General features: G+C 68.0%; 14 protein-coding genes. 8 read left to right on the forward strand and 6 right to left on the reverse strand.

Features of this window, described 5'->3' with window-relative positions:
* The 3 genes from RT567_RS08365 to RT567_RS08375 all read left to right on the forward strand — a co-directional run.
* Positions 1-1,399 (forward strand): CpaF family protein (locus RT567_RS08365; protein WP_313575717.1); only part of this gene is annotated, 1,399 nt, incomplete at its 5' end.
* A gap of 5 nt (positions 1,400-1,404) precedes the next feature.
* A complete protein-coding gene (locus RT567_RS08370; protein ID WP_313575719.1) occupies positions 1,405-2,388 on the forward strand; it encodes a type II secretion system F family protein in 984 nt (327 codons plus the stop codon).
* Positions 2,389-2,403: 15 nt separating this feature from the next.
* Positions 2,404-3,393: a type II secretion system F family protein gene (locus tag RT567_RS08375; RefSeq protein WP_313575721.1), complete on the forward strand. Its 990-nt coding sequence runs from the start codon at positions 2,404-2,406 to the stop codon at positions 3,391-3,393.
* 14 nt (positions 3,394-3,407) lie between these two features.
* Here RT567_RS08375 and RT567_RS08380 read toward each other — a convergent pair whose 3' ends face one another.
* Positions 3,408-3,842 (reverse strand): SRPBCC domain-containing protein, encoded by a 435-nt coding sequence (locus RT567_RS08380; RefSeq protein ID WP_292057957.1) that lies wholly within the window; start codon positions 3,840-3,842, stop codon positions 3,408-3,410.
* A gap of 115 nt (positions 3,843-3,957) precedes the next feature.
* Between RT567_RS08380 and RT567_RS08385 the strand changes: the two genes are divergently transcribed.
* The 3 genes from RT567_RS08385 to RT567_RS08395 are packed head-to-tail and all read left to right on the forward strand — an operon-like array spanning position 3,958 to position 4,971.
* Positions 3,958-4,299: a RidA family protein gene (locus RT567_RS08385; protein ID WP_003166358.1), complete on the forward strand. Its 342-nt coding sequence runs from the start codon at positions 3,958-3,960 to the stop codon at positions 4,297-4,299.
* Position 4,300: 1 nt separating this feature from the next.
* Positions 4,301-4,516, forward strand: coding sequence for a hypothetical protein (locus tag RT567_RS08390; protein ID WP_292057961.1), 216 nt, complete (start codon positions 4,301-4,303; stop codon positions 4,514-4,516).
* A complete protein-coding gene (locus RT567_RS08395) occupies positions 4,513-4,971 on the forward strand; it encodes a YbaK/EbsC family protein (protein WP_313575724.1) in 459 nt (152 codons plus the stop codon). The genes RT567_RS08390 and RT567_RS08395 overlap by 4 nt, the downstream gene beginning before the upstream one ends.
* Here the strand turns inward: RT567_RS08395 and RT567_RS08400 are convergent.
* From RT567_RS08400 to dapE, 3 genes are all read right to left on the reverse strand, one after another.
* Entirely contained in the window at positions 4,968-5,870 is a 903-nt protein-coding gene (locus RT567_RS08400; RefSeq protein WP_313575726.1) for a sigma-70 family RNA polymerase sigma factor, read from the reverse strand. The genes RT567_RS08395 and RT567_RS08400 overlap by 4 nt on opposite strands.
* The gene (locus tag RT567_RS08405) at positions 5,857-6,321 is read right to left on the reverse strand and encodes a carboxymuconolactone decarboxylase family protein (protein ID WP_313575727.1); all 465 of its coding nucleotides are present in this window, start codon (positions 6,319-6,321) and stop codon (positions 5,857-5,859) included. Before RT567_RS08405 ends, RT567_RS08400 begins: the two co-directional genes overlap by 14 nt.
* 77 nt (positions 6,322-6,398) lie before the next feature.
* Positions 6,399-7,592 carry a succinyl-diaminopimelate desuccinylase gene (dapE, locus tag RT567_RS08410; RefSeq protein ID WP_313575729.1) on the reverse strand — a complete coding sequence of 398 codons (1,194 nt, stop codon included), beginning with the start codon at positions 7,590-7,592 and terminating at the stop codon, positions 6,399-6,401.
* Between the two features lie 137 nt (positions 7,593-7,729).
* Between dapE and RT567_RS08415 the strand changes: the two genes are divergently transcribed.
* Positions 7,730-8,998, forward strand: coding sequence for an MFS transporter (locus tag RT567_RS08415; protein WP_313575737.1), 1,269 nt, complete (start codon positions 7,730-7,732; stop codon positions 8,996-8,998).
* 190 nt (positions 8,999-9,188) lie between these two features.
* On the opposite strand, the gene RT567_RS08420 is transcribed toward RT567_RS08415, so the two are convergent.
* The gene (locus RT567_RS08420) at positions 9,189-10,223 is read right to left on the reverse strand and encodes a 2'-deoxycytidine 5'-triphosphate deaminase (RefSeq protein ID WP_313575731.1); all 1,035 of its coding nucleotides are present in this window, start codon (positions 10,221-10,223) and stop codon (positions 9,189-9,191) included.
* A gap of 93 nt (positions 10,224-10,316) precedes the next feature.
* On the opposite strand from RT567_RS08420, the gene apaG reads away from it, so the two are divergent.
* Positions 10,317-10,724 (forward strand): Co2+/Mg2+ efflux protein ApaG, encoded by a 408-nt coding sequence (gene apaG, locus RT567_RS08425; protein ID WP_313575733.1) that lies wholly within the window; start codon positions 10,317-10,319, stop codon positions 10,722-10,724.
* A gap of 409 nt (positions 10,725-11,133) precedes the next feature.
* Here the strand turns inward: apaG and RT567_RS08430 are convergent.
* The coding region (locus RT567_RS08430; protein ID WP_313575735.1) for a GcrA family cell cycle regulator at positions 11,134-11,410 on the reverse strand (277 nt) is incomplete at its 5' end.

Below are 11,410 nucleotides of genomic sequence, written 5' to 3' on the forward strand. Positions count from 1 at the left end.
GGACGGGTTGCTGGGCCGCAAGCCCGAGCCTGCGCCGAGCGCCTCTTCGAGCGCGGGGCCGCGCGCCACGCCGGGCCTGGAGCAGCTCAAGAAGGCCCAGGCCGTCGCCGAGATCGTGCGCGAGCAGAGCGACTATTATCACGCGACGAAGACCACCATCTTCAACGCCCTGATGAACACCATCGATCTGGCCCAGCTGGCGCAGCTGGATCAGAAGGCGGCGTCCGAGGAAATCCGCGACATCGTCTCTGAATTGGTGGCGATCAAGAACGTCTCCATGTCGGTGGCCGAGCAGGAGCATCTGGTTCAGGACATCCTGAACGACGTGCTGGGCTATGGTCCGCTGGAGCCGCTGCTGGCGCGCGACGACATCGCCGACATCATGGTCAACGGCGCGGGTCGGGTCTTCATCGAGGTCGGCGGCAAGGTGCAGCTGACCAATGTCCGCTTCCGCGACAACGGCCAGTTGATGAACATCTGTCAGCGGATCGTGTCCCAGGTGGGCCGCCGCGTCGACGAGGCCAGCCCCATCTGCGACGCCCGCCTGCCCGACGGCAGCCGCGTCAACGTCATCGCCCCGCCGCTGGCCATCGACGGCCCCACGCTGACGATCCGCAAGTTCAAGAAGGACAAGCTGACGATGCGCAATCTGGTGGAGTACGCCTCCATCAGTCCCGAGGGCGCGCGCGTCCTGGGCGTCATCGGCGCGTCGCGATGCAATCTGGTCATCTCGGGCGGCACGGGCTCGGGCAAGACGACCCTGCTGAACACCCTGACGGCCTTCATCGACCCGACCGAGCGCGTCATCACCTGCGAGGACGCCGCTGAGCTGCAATTGCAGCAGCCGCACGTCGTGCGCCTGGAGACCCGCCCGCCGAACCTGGAGGGGCAGGGCCAGATCACCATGCGCGATCTGGTGAAGAACTGTCTGCGGATGCGCCCCGAGCGCATCATCGTCGGCGAGGTGCGCGGACCCGAGGCCTTCGACCTGTTGCAGGCCATGAACACCGGCCACGACGGCTCGATGGGGACGCTGCACGCCAACTCCCCGCGCGAAGCCATCAGCCGGATGGAATCGATGATCACCATGGGCGGCTACGGCCTGCCGTCTCGAACCATCCGCGAGATGATCGTCGGGTCGGTCGACGTCATCGTCCAGGCCGCGCGCCTGCGCGACGGTTCGCGCCGCATCACCCACATCACCGAGGTGGTGGGGTTGGAGGGCGACGTCATCGTCACCCAGGATCTGTTCGTCTACGACATCACCGGCGAGGACGCGCACGGCAAGATCACCGGCCGTCACCGCTCGACGGGCATCGCCCGCCCGCGCTTCTGGGACCGCGCCCGCTACTACGGGCTGGAGCGGGAACTGGCCGAAGCTCTGGACGCGGCGGAGTAGGGGCGATGCTGCTTCCCATCCTGGCGGCGATCCTGGCCTTCATCACCATCGGCGGCGTCGGCTGGGTGCTGGTCGGCGGCGACGATTCCTCGAGCCAGGCGGTCAAGCGCGCCAAGACCATGGGCGGGATGCGGGCCGAGGCGGCGGCGAACGCCAAGCGCGCCGCGGCGGCCAATACGCCCGAGGCGCGCCGCAAGCAGATTTTGTTGCAGCTTCAGGAGGTCGATCGGCGCGAGCGCAAGGCGCGCATGACCACGGCCGCCAAGCTGAAACAGGCGGGGCTGAGCCTCTCTGTGCGGACCTTCGTCATCATCAGCGTGGTCGCGGGTCTGATCGGGGCGCTGCTGGCCTTCGTTCTGGGGGCCAACATCTTCATCGTCCTGGGCGTCGGCGTGGCGACGGGTCTGGGGTTGCCGCGCTGGATCGTCGGCATGAAGGCCAAGGCGCGGATGAAGAAATTCTCCCTGGCCTTCGCCGACGCCATCGACATCCTGGTGCGCGGCATCAAGACCGGCCTACCGGTCCATGACTGTTTCAAGATCATCGCCCGCGAGAGCCCCGAGCCTCTGGCCGGCGAGTTCCGCACCCTGGTCGAGGGCATGGGGGTGGGGCTGACGCTCGCCCAGGCCCTGGACAAGATGTACGAGCGGATGCCGACGCCGGAGCTGAAATTCTTCGCCATCGTCATCGCCATCCAGCAGAAGTCGGGCGGCAACCTGGCCGAGGCCTTGGGCAATCTGACCACGGTGCTGCGCGCCCGGCGGATGATGGGCGAGAAGATCAAGGCCCTGTCGTCCGAGGCCATCGCCTCGGCGGGCATCATCGCCTCCCTGCCGCCGGCGGTCATGATCCTCGTGATGCTGACCAACCCCAGCTACATGCTGTTGATGTTCACGGATATCCGCGGACAGGTCATGCTGATGGGCGCGGCCCTGTGGATGGCGATCGGCGTCTTCGTGATGAAGCGCATGATCTCCTTCAAGTTCTGAGATGGGGGCGACGACGTGAACGGCTTCATGCGCTTCATCACCGACCCGCAGAACCTCTTGAGCATCGGCGTAGGCGTGGCGGTGTTCGCCAGCGTCTTGACCATGCTGTCCTCTTTCGTCGGCGGCGGCGCGCGGCTGGACAAGCGGATGAAGGCCGTGGCCGAGCGCCGCGAGGAACTGCGCCGTCGGTCGCGTCAGGCGATGCGCGGCGGGTCTGGCGAAGGCTCCAGCCTGCGCCAGACCGATGACAGCTATCGCAGCCGGGTGGTCGCGCGTCTGAACCTGACGAAGCTGCTGGAAGACCCCAAGGTGGCCGAGAATATGGTTCAGGCGGGCTTCCGAGGGCCCGGTCCGCTGAACACCTTCTACTTCTTCCGCTTCGCCACGCCCTTCATCCTGATGGCGCTGACGGCCTTCTATCTGTTCGTCGTGGTCAAGCCGGACCTGCCGATGATGACCCAGGTCGCCATGGTGGTGATGGCTGCAGGCGTCGGCTTCTATGCGCCGAACATCTATCTGAAGAACATGATCGACAAGCGACGCGCGTCGATCATGGCGGCCTTCCCGGACTCGCTCGACCTGCTGTTGATCTGCGTGGAGTCCGGCATGTCGATCGAGGCGGCCATCCAGAAGGTCAGCCAGGAGGTCGGCGGCCAGTCGATCGAATTGGCTGAGGAGCTGTCCCTGCTCTCGGCCGAGCTCAGCTATCTTCCGGACCGGCGCATGGCCTATGAGGGCATGGCTAAGCGGACGCAGCATCCGGGCATCAAGGCCGTGGCGACCGCCATGACCCAGGCCGAGACCTACGGCACGCCGCTGGGGTCGGCCCTTCGCGTCATGGCCAAGGAAAACCGCGACCTGCGTCTGGCTGCCGCCGAGAAGAAGGCTGCGGCTCTGCCGGCCAAGCTGACCGTGCCGATGATCCTGTTCTTCCTGCCGGTGCTGTTCGTCGTCATCCTGGGCCCGGCCATCATCAATATTCAGGACATGATGAAGGGCGGCTGAGGGGCTGAGACGTCTCAGCCTTCTTCGGCGGTGCGCTTCAGAGCTTCGCTGATGGCCTGATAGGCCGGGCGGATGCGGGCGCGATGTTTGTCGTGGAACAGTTCAGCGCGCAGGCCGGTGAAGACCGTGCCGTGCGACACGATGCAGGCGCCGCGTTCCAGCTCTTCGATCTCATAGTAGCGCAGGGTGCGGAACAGGAAGCCGCGGCGCTCGATCCAGACCAGCTGGGCGTTGGGCTCCCACTCGCCCAGCTGCGCCTGCACCTGACGCTCGCCCAGATCGGGCAGTCGTTCCATCAGGCTGATCGGCGCGCCGAAGCCCAGGGCGCCCTCGACCTCGACCTCGTGCGGATTCCAGCGGTTCCAGCCGCCGAAGTCCGTCAACACCTCCCAGAGGCGTTCGGCCGTGGCGCGCACGCCGATGCGGTTCTCGATGCGGATCGTTTCCATGGCGCTTCCTGTGACACGGCTTTTTGCGTTTAGGAAGACGCAGAGGCGCCCGGCGTTTGTCCTTGGAGCCTTCGCCCCGTCGCGTTAAGTCCGAGCCTCAGCGCAAGGAGCCGTCATGATCACCCGCATCCAGCCCGACAGCCGCATGAGCCAGGCCGTGATCCACGGCCAGACCATCTACCTGGCCGGACAGGTCGGCGAACCGGGCGAGGACGTCGCCGCCCAGACGCGCACCGCCCTGGCCGAGGTCGAAGCCATCCTGGCCGAGTGCGGCAGCGACAAGTCGAAGATCCTGTCGGCCCAGGTGTGGCTGGCCGACATCGCCGATTTCGAGGCGATGAACGGCGTCTGGGACGCCTGGGTCGACCCGGCGAACCCGCCCGCCCGCGCCACCTGCGAGGCCAAGCTGGCCACGCCCGACTATCTGGTCGAGGTCATCGTCGTGGCGGCGCGCTGACATGGCCCGCGTCATCTCACCGGAGAGCGAGCTGGAGCGGTTCAAGGCGACCCGCGTCACCGCCCTCTACCGTCTCGATCTGATCGAGAAGGGGGCGCAGCTGACCTATGACGACGGCACGCCGGTCGACATGGCGTCCGAGGCGCAACGGCTGAAGGATCAGGTCGCCGACATGGACCGCCGCATCGCACGACTGGAAGCGGCGGGCGAGGCGTGAGTCTGGCCAGCGTCCGGGCCTTCTTCGCGGAGCGGGCGCCGGACATCGCGATCATCGAACTGGGCGTCAGCACCGCCACGGTGGCCGAGGCGGCCGCCGCCCACGGCGTCGAACCGGGCCAGATCGCCAAGACCCTGTCGCTGCGCGCGGGCGACCGCATCGTCCTTCTGGTGACGACGGGCGATGCGCGGCTGGACAACGCCAAGGCCAAGGCGGCCTTCGGCGGCAAGGTGAAAATGCTGGACCTGGCCGAGGTCGAGGGCGTGACCGGCCACCCGGTCGGCGGCGTCTGCCCGTTCGGTCTGGCGACGCCCCTGTCGGTCTATTGCGACGTCTCGCTGAAGGCGTGGGACGTAGTGATCCCGGCGGCGGGCGCCCTCCATTCCGCCGTTCGCATCAGCCCCGAACGGATGGCTGAACTGACCGCCGCCGAATGGGTCGATGCCTGCCGCTAAGCCGAGGCGAGCGGCGGCTCGTTCAACAGAGCCGCGATGTGCGCCAGCTTGTCCGGGTTGCGCGTGATGAAGACTTCGACGATCCGGCCGTCAACGATGGTCAGGGCTGTCGTCTGCAGGATGCGGCCGCGCTCCAGGCTGATGTAGCCGGGCAGGCCGTCGATCCAGACAGGGCGGAGCATTTCAGAGCCCTGGCGGCTGTATTTGCGATGAAGACCGGCATAGAGACGCAGCAGCTTCGGCGCGCCGTGGATCGCGTTGTGGAAGGCCATGACCTTGCCGCCGCCATCCGATCTCAGAGTCACATCCGCCGCCAGAAGGGCGCTCAGACTGGCGGTGTCGCCGGACTTCGCAGCCTCGAAGAAGGCGCGGGCGAGACGCTCGCCTTCCGCGGGCTCGACGGCGTAGCGGGGGCGGGCCGCCTGGATATGGCGGCGCGCGCGGCTGGCCAGCTGCCGGACGGAACCGGCGTCGCGTTCAAGGGTCGTCGCCACCTCGTCAAAGCCGATATCGAAGACGTCGTGCAGCAGAAAGGCCGCACGCTCCAGCGGCGACAGGCGCTCCATCGCCGTCATCAGCGACAGGGTCAGGTCGTCGGCGAATTCCTCGACGCCTGACGCAGGCTGGGTGATCAGCGGCTCAGGCAGCCAGGCGCCGACATAGGTTTCGCGTCGCATGCGCGCGGACTTCAGCAGATCCAGCGCCAGGCGGGTGGTGGTGCGCGTCAACCAGGCGCCGGGCTCGCGAATCTTGGCCGGGTCGACCCGGCTCCATCGGAGCCAGGCCTCCTGCGTCACGTCTTCCGCCTCGGCCAGGGAGCCGAGCATGCGGTAGGCGAGGCGCGTCAGCCGGGGCCGATGCGCCTCGAAGACTTTGGTCGAGGGATCAGGCGGCGACACGCGCCAGGCCTGCCGGATGTGCCGAGCGGAAGCCGACGGCGAGCCGGTTCCAGACGTTGATCGCCCCGATGGCGAAGGCCAGGTTCACCTGTTCGGATTCACTGAACTCGGCCTCGAACACGGCGTAGTCTGCGGCGGGCGCCTGGGATTGTTCGATGCGCGTCAGACTCTCGGCCCAGGTCAGGGCGGCGCGTTCGCGTGGGCTGAACAGCGAGGATTCCCGCCACGCAGCGAGCAGGTGCAGGCGCACTTCGTCCTCACCGGCCCGGCGGGCGTCGGCGGTGTGCATGTGCAAGCAATAGGCGCAGCCGTTGATCTGCGAGACGCGGATCTTCAGCAGTTCCAGCAGGCTGTGTTCAAGGCCGCTGGCGGCGACGGCCTGCTCCAGCCGCACCATCGCCTGATAGGCGTCGGGGGCGGCCTTGGCGGGGTTGGCGATGCGCGGGGTCATGTCGTGGCTCCAAGAGGTTTGAGTGGGTGTCCCTCCATGACGAGACAGACCGTCGAGCTGTGACATGACCCGGCGGATCAGGGTTTCAGACGCTCCAGCACTGTGGCGATGACGCGCTCATAGGCGTCGGTCAGGGCGCGCAGTTCGGCCTCGGGCACGCGCTCATCGACCTGGTGCATGGTCTGGCCGACCAGGCCCAGCTCCAGCACCGGGCACAGGGCGCGGATGAAGCGGGCGTCCGAGGTGCCGCCAGTGGTCGAGGCTTCGGGGCGGCGGCCCAGCACGGCCTCGACGGCATCCTGCACGGCGCTGACGAAGACGCCGGGTTCGGTCAGGAAGGCTTCGCCCGAGCACATATGCTCCAGCTCGATCCGCAGGCCCGTCTCGGCCTGAAGCGCGCCCGCCTCACGGTTTAGCCAGTCGATCAGGCCGTCGCCGGTGTGGGTCGGGTTGAAGCGGATGTTCAGCCGCGCCTTGGCCTCGGCCGGGATGATGTTGGTCGCCGGATTGCCCACGTCGATGGTGGTGATCTCGAGGTTCGACGGCGGGAACTCGGGGTAGCCTTCATCCAACACGTGGGCGTCGAGACGGGCCAGCAGCCTGGCGATGACCGGGGCCGGATTGGCGGCGCGGTCGGGATAGGCGACGTGGCCCTGTTTGCCGTGGACGGTGATCCAGGTGTTCAGCGAGCCGCGCCGCCCGACCTTGATCATGTCGCCGAGGTGGTGGGCGGAGGACGGCTCTCCGACCACGCAGGCGTCGATGACCTCGCCCTCGGCGCCCAGGGTCTGGACCACCCGCTTGGTGCCGTGCAGGGCCGGGCCTTCCTCGTCGCCGGTGATCAGGAAGGACAGGGAGCCTTCGATCTCGTCTCGGGCCAGCACGCGAGAGACGGCGGCGACCCAGGCGGCGATGCCGCCCTTCATATCCACGGCGCCGCGGCCGTAGAGGACGCCGTCGCGGGTCTCGCCCTCGAACGGTCCGGCGCTCCAGGCCTTCAGGTCGCCGATGGGCACCACATCGGTATGGCCGGCGAAGCAGAGATTGGGCGAGGCCGTTCCACGCCGGGCGTAGAGGTTCTCAATCCGGGCGTCGTGGCCGACGCCGCTCGGCCCCTCGAACACCATACGGCGGCAGGTGAAGCCCAGGCCGGTCAGGGCGCGCTCCAGCACGTCCATGGCCCCTTCGTCGGCGGGGGTGACGGAGGGGATGCGGATCAGGTCGCGGGTCAGGTCGACAGGATCGATGACGGAATGTGATGCGGCGTTCATGAGGCTATTGCTTTAGGCATATCCCGCATCCGCGAGAAGGCCCGACGGCCGCGACAGCGCCCCTTGTTTGAAGACGCACCACGACCGTGACGACCGAAAGCATCGATTCCGCCCCGACGGTTCCGCCCCAACCGCCGCTGCCGCCCGGACCGCCGCCCGGTTCGCCGCCTGACGACGGTCCGTCCAGCCCGTGGGGCATCCGCGACTTCCGCCTGCTGTGGCTGGGGCGGATGGTGGCGGTCCTGGGCATCCAGATCCAGTCCTCGGCCCTGTTGTGGCAGGTCTATGAGATCGCCCGGCGCGATCATCCGATCGAGGAGGCCAGCCTCTATCTGGGCCTGGTGGGGCTGTGCCAGTTCCTGCCGCTGCTGGCCTTCACCCTGCCCGCCGGGGCCATGGCCGACCGGCGCGACCGCAAGCACACCGTCACCCTGTCGATCATCGTCGAGGGCCTGTGCGCGGGCGCCTTCCTGCTGATGGCGCTGCACGGTTCGCCGCCGTTGTGGGGGCTGCTGGCGGTGGCGGCCGTCTTCGGCGCGGCGCGCGCCTTCCTGGCGCCGGCCAGCCAGGCCTTCCTGCCCATGGTGGTGGGGCGCAAGGCCCTGCCGCCCGCCATCGCCGCCCAGTCCATCGCCTTCCAGACCGGGGCCATCGCCGGTCCGGCCCTGGGCGGGGTCATCGTCGGCTTCAACGTACCGCTGGCCTACGCCTCGGCCGTGGCGCTGTTCCTGGTGGCGATCGCCTGCTTCGTGCTGATCCGCACCAAGGGCAAGCCGCAGGTCGACCCGTCCAAGCTGGGCCCGGTGCAGCAGGTCAAGGAAGGCCTGGCCTATGTGTGGAAGACCAAGATCGTGCTGGGCGCCATCTCGCTGGATCTGGTCGTGGTCCTGCTGGCGGGGGTGGCCCTGCTGACGCCGATCTTCGCGCGCGACATCCTGCACGTCGGAGCCATCGGTTTCGGCCTGCTGCGGGCCTCGTTCGGAGTGGGGGCCTTGCTGATGGCGCTTTACCTGAGCCGTTTCCCCATCGTGCGCCACGGCGGGCGCTGGATGTTCGGCGCGGTGGCGGTGTTCGGCGTCTGCACCCTGATCTTCGGCCTGTCCAAGAGCGTCTGGCTGTCGGGGGCGGTGCTGTTCCTGGGCGGGGCGGCGGACATGATCAGCGTCAACATCCGCCAGACGCTGATCCAGCTGGCCACGCCGGATCACATGCGCGGGCGGGTGTCGTCGGTGTCCATGCTGTTCATCGGCGCCTCCAATGAGCTGGGCGAGGCCTATTCCGGGGTCATGGTGCGCCTGCTCGGCCCTATCGGCGCGGCGGTGTTCGGCGGCTTCGGCGCCTTGGCCGCCACGGGCGTCTGGGCCAAGGCCTTCCCCAGTCTGAGGAAGGCGAACAGGCTGACCTGATGCGCTCAAAGTGATCCTTCTCCCCTTGTGGGAGAAGGTGGCGTGCGAAGCATGACGGATGAGGGGTGTCGTCGCCGTCATCTGTCATGTTCGCATAGAAGAAGCGCCGCAATCGGCTGATCGCGGCGCCCACACCCCTCATCCGAGCGCCTCCGGCGCCCACCTTCTCCCACAAGGGGAGAAGGGCAGATCAGCCCCAGGGGCGGAAGTGTTTCGACAGCTTGAGCCCCTGGCTCTGGTAGTGGCTGCCGCCTTCGCCGTAGAGGCGCGAGGGCCGCTCGGTCAGCGGCTCATAGACCAGCCGGGCGACGATCTGGCCGTGTTCCAGCAGGAAGGGGGTGTCGTGGGTGCGGACTTCCAGCACGCCCTTGGAGCCGGCTCCGTGGGCTTCATCCGTGCCGAAGCCGGGGTCGAAGAAGCCGGCGTAGTGGACCCGGAACTCGCCGACCGAGGGGTCGATCGGGGTCATCTCGGCGGCCTGGTCGACCGGGATCTCCACATCGTCCGACGAGGCCAGGATGTAGAACTCGCCCGGATCCAGCAGCAATTCGCCCCGGCGCAGGGTCAGCGGCTCCCAGAAGTCGCGCGGGTCGTGGCCGTCGATGTGGTCCATGTTGACCACGCCCGCGTGGCGGCGGCCGCGATAGCCGACGACGCCGTTGTCGCCCGCGCGCAGGTCGACGCCGACGCTGCGGGTCTCCAGCTTGGGCGGCTCGCCCGCCTTGAGGCGCAACTGGTTCAGACGGGTGCCCGGCTTGACCAGGATGGAGAAGGTCTGGGGTGCGATCTCGAGATACAGCGGGCCTTCATAGCCTTCGTCCACGTCATCGAAGCTGCCGCCTTGATCGGTCAGCAGGCGCACGAAGACGTCGACGCGGCCGGTCGAGCTTTTCGGGTTGGCGCGGGCGTTCAGCCCCTTGGGCAGGCTGAGGCGCTCCTGCAGGCGTGCGATGTAGACGCAGCCCTTCTCCATGACATAGCCGCCCGACAGGTCGATGGCGTGCATGGCGACGTCGGCGATGCGCTCCTCGACCTTGCGCTGGCCGGGCAGGAAGGAGGCGCGCACGCGCCAGGCCTGATCCGACAGGCGCAGGTCCAGGCTGGCGGGCTGGACCTGATCGATGTCGAACGGGGTGTCGGAGGCGATGGCGCCCGCCGCGATCAGGGTCTCAATGCCCTGGAAGGGAAGGATGCCGGGCTGGTCGGGAATGGAAAAGCGGGTCATGCCGTCCTGTTCTCACACGGATTTTCTCGTCTGTGTAGCTTGTCGGCGACGACAGACGCTTGAACCCCGCGTACGGCGGGCTGCATATAGCGCATGCACTCCGCTCCTGCCTACTCCGCCGAGACCGAAGGCGTCGTCGTTCGCGTCCGCCCCTCCTATCTGGCGGGCCAGTCGGACCCGGCCGAGGGGCGCTGGGTCTGGGCCTATCAGGTCGAGATCGTGAATCTGAGCGGCGGCCCGGTGCAGCTGGTGGCCCGGCGCTGGACCATCACCGACGCCCTGGGCCGGGTCGAAGAGGTGCGCGGTCCAGGCGTGGTCGGCGAACAGCCGGTGATCGAGGCGGGCGACAGCTACGCCTACGCCTCGGGCTGCCCGCTGACGACGCCGTCCGGCTCCATGGTTGGCGCCTATTTCATGCAGGACGCCGAAGGCCGGATGTTCGAAGCCGCCATCCCGGCCTTCAGCCTGGACGTGCCCGACGCTCGCCGCGTTCTGAACTAAGGACTGGCGACATTCTGCGGATAAAGAGCTGAGAGTAATCTCGCCCTCAAGCAGCGCGGAGCGCGTTAGGGCCAACAAAGAAGCCCTCAAGCAGCGCGGAGCGCGTTAGGGCCAACAAAGAAGCCCTCAAGCAGCGCGGAGCGCGTTAGGGCCAACTAAAAAGCCCTCGCCGAGGGCGAGGGCCTGGAGGGGACTGCGTCAACCCGGATGAACCGCAGTCCCGCCCCGGAGCCCGCCGGCAAGCGGCGGGGCGGACGGCGGCCCCTTTAGGGGGCGTTCGTGTCGGCCGTGGGGCCGAAACTCGACGACGCGGCGGCTCTTCTGCTCAAACAGCGAACCGTCGCACGACGCGCGATAGCAGGCTTTAGAGCTCAAGCAGCGAGCGACCGCGTCGCGAGCGATAGCAGGCTTAGATGTACCGGCGCAGGCTGCGGGCCAGGTCGGACGAGGCGTCCTTGCCGGCGCTCTTGCGGACCTGGGGCTGGTAGGCGACGCGGGCGTGTTCGACGCAATAGACGCCTTCCGAGGCGCGGCGGCCGCAGAAGCTGAACTCGCTGGTCGAGGGGTCGCCGATCGGCCATTTGCACATGTGGGCGCCCAGCGTCAGCACGGTCGCGGTGCCGGCCAGTTCCGGTGCGGGCGCCGGGGCCTGCGACGCGGCGGCGATGGCGACCGGGCGCGGGGCC

Source organism: Brevundimonas sp., from assembly GCF_032107865.1.
Classification (GTDB): domain Bacteria; phylum Pseudomonadota; class Alphaproteobacteria; order Caulobacterales; family Caulobacteraceae; genus Brevundimonas.